Source organism: Pseudomonas sp. MS15a(2019), assembly GCF_013277805.1.
Taxonomy (GTDB): Bacteria; Pseudomonadota; Gammaproteobacteria; order Pseudomonadales; family Pseudomonadaceae; genus Chryseomonas; species Chryseomonas benzopyrenica.
In genome coordinates this window covers 1-14,765 of sequence record NZ_VBTN01000011.1, presented here as the reverse complement: position 1 = coordinate 14,765, position 14,765 = coordinate 1, and the positions used below count along the sequence as shown (strand labels likewise).

General features: G+C 65.4%; 13 protein-coding genes. 10 read left to right on the top strand and 3 right to left on the bottom strand.

What is annotated here, in order from left to right:
• Positions 1 to 12: 12 nt before the first annotated feature.
• The 3 genes from FEZ61_RS17205 (at position 13) to deoA (ending at position 3,080) form a co-directional block, all read left to right on the top strand.
• The gene (locus tag FEZ61_RS17205; RefSeq protein WP_017640389.1) at positions 13 to 1,275 is read left to right on the top strand and encodes a NupC/NupG family nucleoside CNT transporter; all 1,263 of its coding nucleotides are present in this window, start codon (positions 13 to 15) and stop codon (positions 1,273 to 1,275) included.
• Positions 1,276 to 1,344: 69 nt separating this feature from the next.
• Positions 1,345 to 1,758 (top strand): cytidine deaminase, encoded by a 414-nt coding sequence (locus FEZ61_RS17200; protein ID WP_173149678.1) that lies wholly within the window; start codon positions 1,345 to 1,347, stop codon positions 1,756 to 1,758.
• Positions 1,759 to 1,769: 11 nt separating this feature from the next.
• Positions 1,770 to 3,080 carry a thymidine phosphorylase gene (gene deoA / locus FEZ61_RS17195; protein WP_173149676.1) on the top strand — a complete coding sequence of 437 codons (1,311 nt, stop codon included), beginning with the start codon at positions 1,770 to 1,772 and terminating at the stop codon, positions 3,078 to 3,080.
• A gap of 178 nt (positions 3,081 to 3,258) precedes the next feature.
• On the opposite strand, the gene FEZ61_RS17190 is transcribed toward deoA, so the two are convergent.
• Both FEZ61_RS17190 and FEZ61_RS17185 read right to left on the bottom strand, forming a co-directional pair.
• Positions 3,259 to 4,071: a cyclic nucleotide-binding domain-containing protein gene (locus FEZ61_RS17190; RefSeq protein WP_173149674.1), complete on the bottom strand. Its 813-nt coding sequence runs from the start codon at positions 4,069 to 4,071 to the stop codon at positions 3,259 to 3,261.
• A gap of 130 nt (positions 4,072 to 4,201) precedes the next feature.
• The gene (locus FEZ61_RS17185) at positions 4,202 to 5,749 is read right to left on the bottom strand and encodes an AAA family ATPase (RefSeq protein WP_173149672.1); all 1,548 of its coding nucleotides are present in this window, start codon (positions 5,747 to 5,749) and stop codon (positions 4,202 to 4,204) included.
• Between the two features lie 153 nt (positions 5,750 to 5,902).
• Between FEZ61_RS17185 and mrcB the strand changes: the two genes are divergently transcribed.
• Genes mrcB through FEZ61_RS17170 form a run of 3 tightly spaced genes read left to right on the top strand, consistent with a single transcriptional unit; the run spans position 5,903 to position 9,359 of the window.
• Positions 5,903 to 8,245 carry a penicillin-binding protein 1B gene (gene mrcB / locus FEZ61_RS17180; RefSeq protein WP_173149670.1) on the top strand — a complete coding sequence of 781 codons (2,343 nt, stop codon included), beginning with the start codon at positions 5,903 to 5,905 and terminating at the stop codon, positions 8,243 to 8,245.
• A gap of 11 nt (positions 8,246 to 8,256) precedes the next feature.
• Complete coding sequence (locus tag FEZ61_RS17175; RefSeq protein WP_051226120.1) at positions 8,257 to 9,033, top strand: hypothetical protein; 777 nt, start codon at positions 8,257 to 8,259, stop codon at positions 9,031 to 9,033.
• Positions 9,033 to 9,359 (top strand): YqcC family protein, encoded by a 327-nt coding sequence (locus FEZ61_RS17170; protein WP_007159693.1) that lies wholly within the window; start codon positions 9,033 to 9,035, stop codon positions 9,357 to 9,359. Before FEZ61_RS17175 ends, FEZ61_RS17170 begins: the two co-directional genes overlap by 1 nt.
• A 1-nt stretch (position 9,360) precedes the next feature.
• On the opposite strand, the gene FEZ61_RS17165 is transcribed toward FEZ61_RS17170, so the two are convergent.
• Positions 9,361 to 9,825, bottom strand: a complete 465-nt coding sequence (locus tag FEZ61_RS17165) for a DUF4124 domain-containing protein (RefSeq protein WP_017638578.1) — start codon at positions 9,823 to 9,825, stop codon at positions 9,361 to 9,363.
• Between the two features lie 398 nt (positions 9,826 to 10,223).
• Here FEZ61_RS17165 and FEZ61_RS17160 point away from each other — a divergent pair, with 398 nt between their 5' ends.
• The 4 genes from FEZ61_RS17160 to pssA all read left to right on the top strand — a co-directional run bounded on the left by FEZ61_RS17160 (position 10,224) and on the right by pssA (position 14,505).
• Positions 10,224 to 11,948 (top strand): acetolactate synthase 3 large subunit, encoded by a 1,725-nt coding sequence (locus FEZ61_RS17160; RefSeq protein ID WP_173149668.1) that lies wholly within the window; start codon positions 10,224 to 10,226, stop codon positions 11,946 to 11,948.
• Positions 11,949 to 11,950: 2 nt separating this feature from the next.
• A complete protein-coding gene (gene ilvN, locus FEZ61_RS17155) occupies positions 11,951 to 12,442 on the top strand; it encodes an acetolactate synthase small subunit (RefSeq protein WP_007159690.1) in 492 nt (163 codons plus the stop codon).
• Between the two features lie 26 nt (positions 12,443 to 12,468).
• Positions 12,469 to 13,485: a ketol-acid reductoisomerase gene (ilvC, locus tag FEZ61_RS17150; RefSeq protein ID WP_017638576.1), complete on the top strand. Its 1,017-nt coding sequence runs from the start codon at positions 12,469 to 12,471 to the stop codon at positions 13,483 to 13,485.
• Positions 13,486 to 13,650: 165 nt separating this feature from the next.
• Positions 13,651 to 14,505: a CDP-diacylglycerol--serine O-phosphatidyltransferase gene (gene pssA / locus FEZ61_RS17145; RefSeq protein WP_017638575.1), complete on the top strand. Its 855-nt coding sequence runs from the start codon at positions 13,651 to 13,653 to the stop codon at positions 14,503 to 14,505.
• Positions 14,506 to 14,765 lie beyond the last annotated feature (260 nt).

Here is a 14,765-nt window from a genome sequence, read left to right as displayed (position 1 = left end):
AGGAGTCTCTTGATGATCTCTGTGTTGGGCATGCTGTTGCTGGTGGCCATCGCCATCCTCTTCTCCCGCCAGCGGCGCGCCATTCGCGTGCGTACCGTGCTCGCGGCCTTTCTGTTGCAGGCGGGGCTCGGCCTGTTCGTCCTCTACATTCCCTGGGGCCAGCAGGTGCTCGGCAGCGTCTCCGGGGCCGTCTCGTCGCTGCAGCTCTATGCCGACAAGGGCATCGAATTCCTCTTCGGCGGCCTCGCCGGACCCAGGATGTTCGAGTACTTCGGTAACGGCGGCTTCGTCTTCGCCGTGCGGGTGCTGCCCTTGATCGTCTTCTTCGGCAGCCTGATCGCGGTGCTCTACTACCTGGGCATCATGGGCTGGATCATCCGCCTGGTGGGTGGAGCGCTGCATGCCCTGCTCGGCACCAGCCGGGTGGAGTCCACCACCGTTACCGCCACCCTGTTCCTCGGCCAGTCGGAAATGCCGCTGGTGGTGCGGCCCTTCATCGCCGAGCTCACCCGCTCGGAGCTGTTCGCCATCATGGTCGGCGGTTTCGCCGCGGTGGCCGGCTCGGTGCTGCTGGGCTACGCCGGCATGGGCGTGGAGCTCAAGTACCTGATTGCCGCCAGCTTCATGGCCGCGCCGGGTGGATTGCTGATGGCCAAGCTGATGGAGCCGGAGACCGAGCAGCCACGCGACCAGGCCATGAAGACCCTGGGGGAGGGCGAGGAGCGCCCGGCCAACGTCATAGATGCAGCCGCCGAAGGCGCTCAGGTCGGTTTGCGCGTGGCCCTGGCGGTCGGTGCCATGCTGCTGGCCTTCATCGCTCTGATCGCCTTGCTCAACGGCATCCTAGGCTGGTGCGGTGCCTGGTTCGGCCTGCCGCAGCTGAGCATGCAGCTGGTGCTGGGCTATCTACTGGCGCCGGTCGCCTTCCTGATCGGCGTGCCCTGGAGCGAGGCGGTGCAGGCCGGCGGCTTCATCGGCCAGAAGCTGGTGCTCAACGAATTCGTCGCCTATGCCGACCTCTCGACCTACCTGGATCCGCTCAAGGCGGCGGCAGCGGGGGTGCAACCCCTGTCGGCGCACACCCAGGTCATCGTCACCTTCGCCCTCTGTGGCTTCGCCAACCTGTCCTCCATCGCCATCCAGCTCGGCGGCCTGGGCGGCATCGCCCCCCAACGGCGTCACGAACTGGCTCAGTTGGGCCTGCGCGCCATGCTCGGTGGCACCCTGGCCAACCTGATGAGCGCGGCTCTGGCCGGCTTCTTCGTTAGTCTCTAAGCCCCGCTGGCCCGGTCGCACGACCGGGCTAGACTCAGCTCGCTCCTTTCGTTTTCCGAGGTACTCCCGATGTCCGCTGTCCCTGCTGCAACCCTCGAACACCTGCTGGCCGAAGCCGTCACCGCCTCCCAGCGCGCCTATTGCCCGCATTCCGACTTCCCCGTGGGCGCCGCCCTGCTGACCGCCGAAGGTGCGGTCGTCCATGGCTGCAACGTGGAAAACATCTCCTATGGCCTGACCAACTGCGCCGAGCGCAGCGCCCTGTTCGCTGCCGTCAGCCAGGGCCTGCCGCCGCGCAGCTTCACGGCCATGGCCATCCATGCGCCGGGCGTGCCCCTGATCAGTCCCTGCGGCGCCTGCCGCCAGGTGTTGCTGGAACTGATGGCGCCCGACGCGACCATCGTCTGCAGCGGCAGTGAGCCCGGCCGTACCCGGACCTGGACCCTGGCCGAGCTGCTGCCCGGCGCCTTCGACGACTTCTAAGGAGTCCGCCCATGTGGCTCGCCCAGGAAGTGATCCGCCAGAAGCGCGATGGCCTGGAGCTGTCCGCTACGGATATCCGGCGTCTGGTCGGCGGCATCGCCGATGACAGCCTCAGCGAAGGCCAGATCGCCGCCTTCGCCATGGCTACCCTGTTGCGCGGCATGACCGCTGCCGAGCGCACCGCCCTGACCCTGGCCATGCGCGACAGCGGCCAGGTGCTGCACTGGGACCTGCCGGGGCCGGTGGTGGACAAGCATTCCACCGGCGGCGTGGGCGATCTCACCAGCCTGGTGCTAGCGCCGCTGCTCGCCGCCTGTGGCTGCCATGTGCCGATGATCTCCGGGCGCGGCCTGGGCCATACCGGCGGCACCCTGGACAAGCTGGAGAGCATCCCCGGCTATCGTATCCGTCCTGGCCTGGCGCGCTTTCGCCAGGTGGTGGCCGAGGTGGGTTGCGCCATCGTCGGTCCGGACGCCGATCTGGCCCCGGCCGATCGCCGCCTCTATGCCATCCGCGATGTCACCGCCACGGTGGAATCGGTGGACCTGATCACCGCCTCCATCCTGGCCAAGAAACTGGCTGCCGGCCTGGACGTGCTGGTGATGGACGTCAAGACCGGCGGCGGCGCCTTCATGGCCGGGAGGGAAGCGGCCCTGCGTCTGGCCGATAGCCTGGTCGAGGTCGCCGAGGCCGCGGGGGTGCGTACCCGCTCCCTGATCACTGACATGAGTCAGCCCCTGGCGCGCAGCGCCGGCAATGCCTTGGAAGTGGAGGAGGCCATCGCCCTGCTGGCCGGCGAGGTGCGCAGCGAACGACTCTGGCAGGTGATTCAGGCCCTGGCCGAGGAGACGCTGCAACTGGCCGGACTGGCCAGGGATGCCGCCACCGCCGAGCGCCTGGTGCTGGAGGCCTGGCAGAGCGGCGCCGCCCTGGCGCGTTTCGCCGCGATGAACCTGGCCCTGGGCGGCCCGTCCGACTTGACCGAGCGGCCCTGGCAGCATCTGCCCCGGGCTCAAGAGGTACGCGCCGTCCATCCGGCACGCCCGGGCTGGGTGCAGCAGGTCGATACCCGCGCCCTTGGCTTGCTGGTCGTCGAGCTGGGTGGCGGGCGGCAACGTCCGGAAGATGAAGTGAATCCCGCGGTGGGCCTGGCCGGCCTGGCGCTGCCAGGTGAGCGGGTGGACGAGAATCGGCCCCTGGGCCTGATTCATGCCCGTGACGCTGACAGTGCAGCGCGAGCTGCCCGGCAGTTGCAGGCGGCCTATGTCCTGGGGGAAGAGCAACGGGCTGATCCGGTGCCGGCCTTGCTGGATCGGCGCTAGCGCCAGATTTCAGGCAAAAAAAGACCCGGCAGAGCCGGGTCCAAAACCGTGATTAGCCTGATGAGGAGATAACCCGAAAGACCACTGCTGGACTTTCTGTTATCGACCGATCTCGCGACCGGCTGAGTTGAATAATAACAATTCTCATTTCATCGTCAAGCGTATTCGAGAATATTTCTTAATTACTGGCGATTGGCCGCTCCGAGACGCTGCGCAGGCGGGTCACTTCCTTGTTCAGCGTGTCGATATGGCGCGCCATGTTCTCGATCAGGCTGTGGGCGATGCGTGGGGTGGTCTCCATCAGCGAGACGAACTGATCCTGGGGAATCACCAGCACGGTGCAGACCGTCTTGGCGATCACGCTGGCGGTGCGCGGCGTATGGGTGAAGACCGCCAGGGCTCCGACGATCTCGTCCTGGCAGACCTCGCCGACCTTGCAGCCGTCCACCCAGGCCTCGGCATGTCCTTCGGTGATGACGAAGACATGCTCGGCGGAATCGCCCTGGCGGATGATGACCTCGCCGGCGGCATAGCGCCGGAAGCCGGTGGCCGGCTGGGTGACCGGCGGCTTGAGGCGGATCAGCGCCTGCGCCAGCAGCGATTGCTGGCCCAGCAGGTACCTCAGCAGGGCATCGCGCTGAGCCGGGGTGGCGGTCGCCGCCGCGAGAAAGGTCTCGCGGTCATAGGGCAGCACCAGGACGTCGGCCTCGCTCTCGTAATTGAGGATCGGCAGATCCAGGGTGCGCCCGAGGCCGATCAGGTCGCCTTCGCCAAGCTGGAATAGCGCCCGCTGATCCAGGACCACCCGCAACGGGCCACGCTGGATCAGATAGACCTCGTCGTTGCGCATCCAGTCCTGCAACAGGGCGGCGGGAGTCAGCTGCAGCGGCTGCCGACTCGGCGCCACACCACTGACCAATTGCGCCGGAATGGCCTGCAGCGCCTGACGCAATTGATCGACATAGGGAGGCTGATCGCCGATGAGGTACATGGTGCCAATTCCTTCTTGTTACGCAGAGGTTGTGACGTGGGTCGCACGATAAGCCGCTCGTCGGCGACCGTAAATCCACAACTCCACGGGCTGTGACGGAACGCTTGTTCTGCCCCCCAGGAGGTCGTGGTCAGGCCTGGGCGCGACCCAGTCGGCGCAGCAGGCGAGCCGGCAAGGCCTCCAGTTGCCCGGCGCGTCCCAGCTCCACCACCAGCGCGCGATCCTGCTCGGCTGGTTCGAGCGGATCCTGGGCTTGGCGCTGGGCCGCCACCACCGCGAGGGTGGCTTCGGAAGGATCGGTTCCCTCGGCCTGGCGCTCCTGCAGCCAGCGGGCGATGAGTTCATCGTCCGCCTGGCAGTCGATGATCAGCAGGGGCGCGGCCTGGGCCTCGGCGAGTGCCTGGGCCGCGGTACGCTGGCCCTGCTTGAGGTAGGTGGCGTCGAGCACCAGCGGATAGCCGGCCGCCAGTACCTGGGCGCCGATCTCGTGCAGCCGCGCATAGGTGGCTTCGCCGGCCGCCGCGCTGTAGCGGGTGGCCTCGTCGCTGTCGGCATAGAGACGCTGGCGCTCGACATCGGATCTCAGGCGAATGGCGCCAAGCGCCTCGACCAGGGCCAGGGCCACGGTGCTCTTGCCAATGCCCGAGACGCCGTGCATCACCGCCGCGAAGGGCTGGGGCACCTGGGTGTAGCCCTCGGCCAGCGCGGTGTAGCTGCGATAGCTGGCGAGGATCTCGGCCCGCAGTGCCGGCTCCTCGGCCTGGCCCAGGCGGAAGAGGGCGATCTTGGCGCGCACCATGGCGCGGTAGGCCTTATAGAAGTCGAGCAGGGCGAGGCCGCTGTAGTCGCCGGTCGCCTCGAAGTAGGCGTTGACGAATCTGTTGCTCAGCGCCACAAGTCCGCGGTCTTCCAGGTCCATGGCCAGGAAGCCGGCATCGCCCATGGTGTCGGTCAGGCGGAAGGGCTCGTTGAACTCGATGCAGTCGAACAGCACCACCTCGCCATCGAGCAAGGTGGCGTTGGCCAGGTGGATGTCGCCGTGGCATTCGCGGATGAAGCCGTCCCGGCAGCGGGCCTCGAACAGCGGCAGCAGGCGCGCGTAGCTGGCTTCGGCCCAGGCTTCGAGCTGGTCGAGCTGCTTGAGATCGGCCGCCTCGTTGAGCATGGCGCGGATCTGCTCGAAATTCTGCCGTACCGGCGCCATGGCGGCGTCCGGGGTGCACAGCGGATGCGTGGTCGCCACCTGGGGCGCCGACAGGTGGAAGCGGGCGATCTGAGCGGCCAGGGCGTCGATGTGCGCCTGGGTCAGTTCGCCGCGCTGCTGCACCTCGCTGAGCAACTGGCTTTGCGGGAATTCGCGCATGCGCAGGGCGTATTCGATGACCGGACCGCTGCCGCCCAGTTCGGGGGCGCCTTCGCTGCCGGTGATGGCCACCACGTCCTGATAGAGGTCGCGGGTCAGACGCTGATTGAGTCGCAGCTCCTCGCGGCAGAAGTGGCCGCGGGCCTCTAGGTCAGTGAAGTCGAGGAAGCCGAAATTCACCGGCTTCTTGATCTTGTAGGCGACCTCGCCGGTCAGCACGACCCAGGAAATATGGGTTTCGATGACCCGGAACGCCGAGGTGGGATGGGGATAGAGCGCCGGGTTCTGCAGGGCGGAAATCAGGAGCTGGCTCACGGGCGGTCCTTGTAGGGAATGGATGGCGGCATTATCGCTGCCAGGGCTGCCTGCGCAAGCCGCGACACCGGGAAGGGGCGTCCTTGAACCCCAGCTGACGAAGCGCTGGCGCGCCGCTGTCGGCCACCGGGCAAGTGCGTATAATGCGCCGCCATGAAGCGACCCCGATCCTCTCGTTCCCGCAAGCGCAAGACCTTTGACTGGCGCCGCCTGTCCGGCTGGGCAGTCAAGCTTGGTCTGGTCGCGCTGGTAGCCCTGGCTGGCGTATGCATCTATCTGGATGCCGTGGTCCAGGAAAAATTCTCCGGCAAGCGCTGGACCATTCCGGCCAAGGTCTATGCCCGGCCGCTGGAGTTGTTCAACGGCGTCAAGCTCAGCCGTGACGACTTCCTCACCGAACTCGATGCCCTCGGCTATCGCCGCGAAAAGACCGTGGATGGCCCTGGCAGCGTTTCCGTGGGTGCCTCCACGGTCGAGCTGAACACCCGCGGCTTCCAGTTCTACGAAGGCGTCGAGCCGGCCCGGGCGATCCGCGTGCGTTTCGCCGGTGGCACCGTCTCCGGCATCAGCGCCCTGGATGGCAGCAATCTCGCCGTGGCCCGCCTCGAACCGCTGATGATCGGTGGCATCTATCCGGCGCATAACGAGGATCGCATCCTCATCAAGCTCGACCAGGCGCCACCGCATCTGGTCGATGGCCTGGTGGCCGTCGAGGACCGCGAGTTCTGGCATCACCATGGCGTCTCGCCCAAGTCCATCGCCCGGGCGGTCTGGGTCAATGCCACCAGCGGCCAGGTGCGCCAGGGCGGCAGTACCCTGACCCAGCAGCTGGTCAAGAACTTCTACCTCACCAACGAGCGCAGCATCACCCGCAAGGGCACCGAAGCCCTGATGGCGCTGCTCCTGGAACTGCACTACAGCAAACAGGAGATCCTCGAGGCCTATCTCAACGAGGTGTTCCTCGGTCAGGACGGCTCGCGGGCCATCCACGGCTTCGGCCTGGCGGCCCAGTACTTCTTCGGCCAGCCCTTCAGCGAACTGAAACTGCATCAGGTCGCCCTGCTGGTCGGCCTGGTGAAGGGCCCGTCCTACTACAACCCGCGCCGCTACCCCGAGCGCGCCATGACCCGCCGCAACCTGGTACTCGACCTCATGGCCGAGCAGGGCGTGGTCAGCGCCACCGAGGCCGAGGCCGCCAAGGCGCGCCCGCTGGGCATCACCAAGGCCGGCAGCTTGACCAACAGCTCCTTCCCGGCCTTCGTCGACCTGGTCAAGCGTCAGCTCAAGCAGGACTACCGCGACGAAGACCTCACCGAAGAAGGGCTGCGCATCTTCACCAGCTTCGACCCCATCCTGCAGACCAAGGCCGAGGCGGCCATGGGCGAGACCATGAAGCGCATCGACGGCCGCAAGGGTGCGGAAAACGTCGAGTCGGCCATGGTGGTGACCAATCCGGAAACCGGTGAAGTCCAGGCGCTGCTGGGCGGGCGCGATCCGCGCTTCGCTGGCTACAACCGCGCCCTCGATGCGGTGCGCCAGGTGGGTTCGCTGATCAAGCCGGCGGTCTATCTCACCGCCCTGGAGCGCCCCAGCAAGTACACCCTGACCACCCTGATCCAGGACGAGCCCTTCTCGGTCAAGGGCGCCGACGGCCAGGTCTGGCGGCCACAGAACTACGAGCACAAGGCACACGGCACCATCTTTCTCTACCAGGGGCTGGCGCATTCCTACAACCTTTCCACGGCACGCCTGGGCCTGGACCTCGGGCTGCCCGAGGTGCTCAAGACCGTCGAGCGGCTGGGCGTGAGTCGCGCCCTGCCGCCCTATCCGGCGACCCTGCTCGGGGCCGGCGCTCTGACGCCCATGGAAGTGGCGACGATGTACCAGACGTTGGCTAATGGTGGCTTCAATACGCCGTTGCGCAGTATCCGCAGCGTGCTCGATGCCAATGGCGAGCCGCTCAAACGCTATCCCTTCCAGATCGAGCAGCGCTTCGATACTGGCGCCATCTACCTGGTGCAGTACGCCATGCAGCGCGTCATGCGCGAGGGCACCGGGCGTTCGGTCTACAACCAGATCCCCACCAGCGTGAATCTGGCGGGCAAGACCGGTACCACCAACGATTCCCGCGACAGCTGGTTCTCCGGCTTCAGCCAGGATCTGCTGGCGGTGGTCTGGCTGGGTCGCGACGACAATGGCAAGACGCCGCTGACCGGTGCCACCGGTGCGCTGCAGGTCTGGAGCAACTTCATGCGCCGCGCCGATCCGGTCTCCCTGGACATGCCGGTGCCGGACAACATCACCCAGGCCTGGGTCGATGCCACCACTGGCCGCGGCACGGATCCTTCGTGTCCCAATGCCGTGCAGATGCCTTATATTCGCGGCAGTGAGCCGCCACCGGGTGCCTCCTGTGGCGCACCGGCCGCGCCCGCCACGGGCGGGAACGGCAACGGGGGCAATCCGGTCATGGATTGGGTCAAAGGCTGGTTGAATTGAGAGGTCGCAAGGTGACGAAAGCAGTCTGGCCGGTGGTGATCGCCGGTGTTCTCCTCGCGGGTTGCGCCGCGCCGCAACGTGGTGCCATCCCCGTGGTCGATTCCGGCGGTCCGGTGTCCAACGGCGAACTCTATCGCCAAGGCAACAACCGACCTCTGCCGGCGCAACGCCAGGCCCCGGTGGCGGCAGCGCCCAGCGCGCCGGCCGATACCGGGGTGACCGTCATGGTACCGGGCGGCAGTTCCGCGCCCCTGGAAACCTATGCCGCGCCAGCGGCCTCGGCGCCGCTGATCACCTCGTCCAGCCCCAGCGCTCCGCCTGCCCAGGCGCCGGTGCAGCCGAGCTATTCGCAGCCGGTCTATCCGCCCGCTACGCAAAACGGTTCCACAGCGGCCAACAGGGCGCCGACCGGAATTCCGTCCGCGAGTAACTCCAGTGGCGGCGGTCTTGCCGCCGACGAACAGCTCGATGGCCCGGTGCTGGCGCTGTTGACCACCGCCCAGCAACAGCAGAGCGGCGGCGATCTCAACGGCGCTTCTTCGAGTCTCGAACGAGCCCAGCGTATCGCTCCGCGTGAGCCCCAGGTCCTCTATCGCCTGGCCCAGGTACGCCTGGCCCAGAACGATCCCGCCCAGGGCGAGCAACTGGCCCGGCGCGCCCTGACCTATGCCAACGGGCGGCCGGCCCTGCAGGCCAGTCTCTGGCAGCTGATCGCTCAGGCCCGCGAGGCCCAGGGCGATGCCTCCGGGGCCGCTCTGGCCCGGCAGAAGGCCCAGGTGGGTACCTGATGGACGAGCGCCTGCCCGCCCTGGCCGATCAGCTGCTGCAGATCGAACGTGAATTGCGCCTGCTCGGCTGGTGGTCGGCGCAGGCGCCCAGCGCGGAGGCCCTGGCCAGCCAGGAGCCCTTCTGCGTGGATACCCTGAGTTTCGCCCAGTGGCTGCAGTGGATCTTCGTGCCGCGGATGAAGCTGATCATCGAAAGCGATGCGGTCCTGCCGGCGCGCTCGGGCATCCGGCCGATGGCCGAGATGGTCTATCAGGGCAATCTCGATCCGGTCCTGCCCCTGCTCGCGTCCCTGGCCGAATTCGACCGCATCATCGAAAGCGCCTGAGCTACTTGCCGCAGTTCTGCTCGATGGACAGCTGGGTGTCGGCCAGGCGCTGCTGACGTTCCTCTTCGCTCAGCCGCCGCGTCTCGCCCCGACCGGACTGCACCAGGATGCGCGGGTTGTTGCGCAGTTGCGCCAGATTCTGCCGCGCCTGATCGCACTGCTCCTTGAGCTTGTTCTGTTCTTCGCGCACCTGGGCCTTCACCCGGCGATCCAGTTCCTGTTGCTGGGCATCATTGGACACCGACGGTTGCTGAGTGCCGTTGGGCATCTTGTAGGTGGGCGCGCTGCCCCCGCCATTGATCTGCGGCGCCGTCTTCACGTCCACCTCCTTGGCCTTCTGGCCCTCGGGCGGCTGGGCACTGAAATGGGTGATGCCCTTGTCGTCGGTCCACTTGTAGACCTGCGCGGCCTGGGCGGACAGGCTGCAGGCGAAAGCCAGGGCGGAAAGCCAGAAGATCGAGCGCATGAGAATCCTGGAAGGGCAGAGGACAGGACTTCACTATAAGAGGAGACGTCGACCTTTTCATCACGGCTGATCGCCGACGACCGATTGCGCCCGGTTGCACCTTTCGGCTTGACTTGCACCGGACGAATGCGAACAATCCAAAGTTCGCTGTAGCGAGTCGGCCCAAAGCTGACTGCTCGGCAGACCATGAGGTGCCTACCCGCGCCGCCACAGTCAAATACCCTGCACCGCGTTACCTCGCGTCGGGTGGAAGCTCCAGCATTCATCGGAATCTTCCAACAAGGCTTTCTAGGCAGCTGAATCGTCGGTGACCACCGTCGCCCATGCTCTGCCTTGCAGTCAACCGAACCTTGAGCGTCCACCGATGGGCGCTCGCCATGCGTGGAATGAGGTGATACGTGGAGCTATTAACTGGCGCTGAGATGGTCGTCCGCTTCTTGCGCGACGAGGGCGTGAAACACATCTACGGGTACCCGGGCGGTGCCCTGCTGCACATCTACGACGCCCTGTTCAAGGAACCGGCGCTCAACCACATCCTGGTTCGCCACGAGCAGGCCGCCACCCACATGGCCGACGGCTATGCCCGTGCCACCGGCAAGGCCGGTGTGGTCCTGGTGACCTCCGGTCCCGGTGCGACCAATGCCATCACCGGCATCGCCACCGCCTACATGGACTCCATTCCCATGGTCGTCCTGTCCGGTCAGGTGCCGAGCAACATGGTGGGCACCGACGCCTTCCAGGAAACCGACATGGTCGGTATCTCCCGGCCGATCGTGAAGCACAGCTTCATCATCAAGCACCCCTCCGAGATCCCCGAAGTCCTCAAGAAGGCCTTCTACCTCGCCGAGTCCGGCCGTCCCGGTCCGGTGGTGGTCGACATTCCCAAGGACATGGGCGATCCGACCAAGAAATACGAGTACGTCTATCCGAAGAAGATCAAGCTGCGCTCCTACAATCCGGCGCAACGTGGTCACTCCGGGCAGATCCGCAAGGCCGTCGAGATGCTGGTGGCGGCCAAGCGTCCCATCCTCTACGCCGGTGGCGGCGTCATCCTCGGCGGTGCCTCCGCGGCCCTCACCGAGCTGGCACGCCTGCTCAACCTGCCGGTCACCAACACCCTGATGGGTCTCGGCGGCTATCCGGGCAGCGACCGCCAGTTCCTCGGCATGCTCGGCATGCACGGCAGCTACCCGGCCAACCTGGCCATGCACCACAGCGACGTCATCCTCGCCGTGGGCGCGCGCTTCGATGACCGCGTCATCAACGGCGCCACGCGCTTCTGCCCAAACGCCAAGATCATCCATGTCGACATCGACCCGGCTTCGATCTCCAAGACCATCAAGGCCGACGTGCCCATCGTCGGCCCGGTCGACAGCGTCCTCGCCGAGATGGTCGCCGTGGTCCGCGAGCTGAGCGAGAAGCCCCATGCCGAAAGCCAGGCCGCCTGGTGGAAGCAGATCGAGGAATGGCGCGGCGGCCGCGAGATGTTCCCCTACAACAAGGGCGACGGCAGCATCATCAAGCCGCAGACCGTCATCGAGACCCTGTACGACGTCACCGCGGGCGATGCCTACATCACCTCCGATGTCGGCCAGCACCAGATGTTCGCCGCCCAGTACTACCGCTATGACAAGCCCAATCGCTGGATCAACTCCGGCGGCCTCGGCACCATGGGCTTCGGCTTCCCGGCGGCCATGGGCGTCAAGCTCAACTTCCCGGACGCCGATGTCGCTTGCGTCACCGGCGAAGGCAGCGTGCAGATGAACATCCAGGAGCTCTCCACCTGCATGCAGTACGACCTGCCGGTGAAGATCGTCTGCCTCAACAATGGCGCCTTGGGCATGGTCCGCCAGTGGCAGGACATGCAGTACAGCAGCCGCTACTCCCACTCCTACATGGAATCCCTGCCGGACTTCGTCAAGCTGGCCGAGGCCTATGGCCACGTCGGCATGCGCATCGAGCGTCTGGAAGACCTCAAGCCGATGATGGCCGAGGCCTTCGCCATGAATAATCGCCTGGTCTTCCTCGACATCGCCGTGGACAACACCGAACACGTCTATCCGATGCAGATCAAGGATGGCGCGATGCGCGACATGTGGCTGAGCAAGACGGAGCGGACCTGAACATGAGACACATCATCTCCCTGCTGCTGGAAAACGAGCCCGGCGCCCTGTCCCGCGTGGTCGGCCTGTTCTCCCAGCGCAACTACAACATCGAAAGCCTCACGGTCGCCGCGACCGAGGATCCGACCCTGTCGCGCCTGACCCTGACTACCATCGGCCAGGAAGAGACGGTCGAGCAGATCACCAAGAACCTCAACAAGCTCATCGAGGTAGTGAAACTGGTCAACCTGTCAGAGAGTGCTCACATCGAGCGCGAACTCCTGCTGATCAAGGTCAAGGCCACCGGCGCACAGCGCGCCGAGGTCAAGCGCACCACCGATATCTTTCGCGGCCAGATCGTCGATGTCGGCAGTAGCGTGTATACCATTCAGCTGGCGGGCACCAGCGAGAAGATCGACAGCTTCATCCAGGCGATCGGTGCCGCGTCCATCCTCGAGGTGGTGCGTAGCGGCGTGACCGGAATTTCCCGTGGCGACAAAGCCCTGAGCATCTGATACCCCCTTTTCCAGGAGAACCTGCAATGCGCGTTTACTACGACAAAGACTGTGACCTTTCCATCATCCAGGGCAAGAAGGTCGCCATCATCGGCTACGGCTCCCAGGGCCACGCCCACGCCTGCAACCTGAAGGACTCCGGCGTCGACGTCGTCGTCGGTCTGCGCAGTGGCTCGGCCACCGTGGCCAAGGCCGAGGCCCATGGTCTGACCGTCAAGCCGGTCAAGGACGCCGTCGCCGCCGCTGACGTGGTCATGATCCTGACCCCCGACGAATTCCAGTCCAAGCTGTACAAGGACGAGATCGAGCCGAACCTGAAGCAGGGCGCCACCCTGGCCTTCGCCCACGGTTTCGCCATCCACTACAACCAGGTCGTGCCCCGCGCTGACCTGGACGTCATCATGATCGCCCCCAAGGCCCCGGGTCACACCGTGCGTTCCGAGTTCGTCAAGGGCGGCGGCATCCCTGATCTGGTCGCCGTCCACCAGGACGCTTCCGGCAATGCCAAGAACGTTGCTCTGTCCTACGCCTGCGGCGTCGGCGGCGGCCGTACCGGCATCATCGAAACCACCTTCAAGGACGAGACCGAAACCGACCTGTTCGGCGAGCAAGCCGTGCTGTGCGGTGGTGCGGTCGAGCTGGTCAAGGCCGGTTTCGAAACCCTGGTCGAAGCCGGCTACGCACCGGAAATGGCCTACTTCGAGTGCCTGCACGAGCTGAAGCTGATCGTTGACCTCATGTATGAAGGCGGCATCGCCAACATGAACTACTCGATCTCCAACAACGCCGAGTACGGCGAGTACGTGACCGGCCCCGAGGTGATCAACGCCGAGTCGCGCGCCGCCATGAAGAATGCGCTCAAGCGCATCCAGAACGGCGAGTACGCCAAGATGTTCGTTGCCGAGGGCGCGTCCAACTACGCCTCCATGACCGCCTACCGTCGCAACAACGCGGCTCACCCGATCGAGCAGGTCGGCGAGAAGCTGCGTGCCATGATGCCCTGGATCGCGTCGAACAAGATCGTTGACAAGACCAAGAACTGATCGGGCAGGGCGCTTGCCCTGAAACGAACGGTAAAAGACGCGGCCTCGGCCGCGTTTTTCATTGCACTGCCCACGACCCCGGCAATGCCTTAGCATGGGAGGTTAGGCTGAACCCTATCCTCAAGAGGTCAGTCCAATCCGTCAGGTAATGCCCAAGGAAAATCCATGAGCGAGCGTCCCGAAGAAACCCCGTCCAACACCAACACCGACGGCCTCATCCCCGTGGATGAACACATCGAGGAGACGCAGGACGCCCAGGGTCGCAAGATCAGACGCCGTGGCGTGTACCTGCTGCCCAATCTCTTCACCACCGCGGCGCTCTTTGCCGGCCTTTATTCCATCATCAAGGGTGTCGCGGCGCAGACCGCCTTCATCCAGGGGCAGTACGAGATTGCCTCCGCCGGCTTCTCGGCCGCCGCCGCCGCCATCTTCATTGCCATGGTCCTCGATGGCCTGGATGGCCGCGTCGCCCGCATGACCAATACCCAGAGTGCCTTCGGCGAACAGTACGACTCGCTCTCCGACATGGTCGCCTTTGGTGTCGCGCCGGCCATCCTGGCCTTCCAGTGGGCCCTGAGCGGCCTGGGCAATGTCGGCTGGGCCGTCGCCTTCATCTATGTAGCGGGCGCCGCCTTGCGCCTGGCTCGCTTCAACACCCAGATCGGTTCGGTGGACAAGCGCTACTTCATCGGCCTGGCCAGTCCTTCCGCGGCTGCCCTGGTGGCCGGTACCGTCTGGTGCTTCAGCGACTTCGGCATCCAAGGCTCCAAACTGTCCCTGCTGGTGGCCCTGATGGTCGCTGCTGCCGGCATGCTCATGGTCAGCAACTTCAAGTACTGGAGCTTCAAGACCCTGGGCCTGAAGGGGCGGGTGCCCTTCGTGGTCATCCTGATCGCCGTACTGGTCTTCGCCGTGGTCTTCACCGACCCGCCGCGCGTCCTGCTGCTGGGTTTCCTGGCCTATGCGGTTTCTGGACCCTTCACCACCCTCTGGCGCAACCGCCGTATCGGTCGGGCCTAAGGGGCTATAAGAGAAGGGGCTGCGCGAGCAGCCCCTTCTTTTTTGGCTTTTTGAAAATAAGCTGTTGACCTGCTCCGAAACTCCCCTATAATGCGCCCCACTTCCGGCGCAGACGATGAAGCGGCTTGAAAATCAAGCACTTAGGTCTGAACCGGGCGAGGGGTCCACGGATTCTTCGCCATTTGGCTCTCACCTCAGGGTGATGACGAAATGAAGCGGAGGGGGTTGACAGCGTCTTAGGATGCTGTAGGATTCGCCTC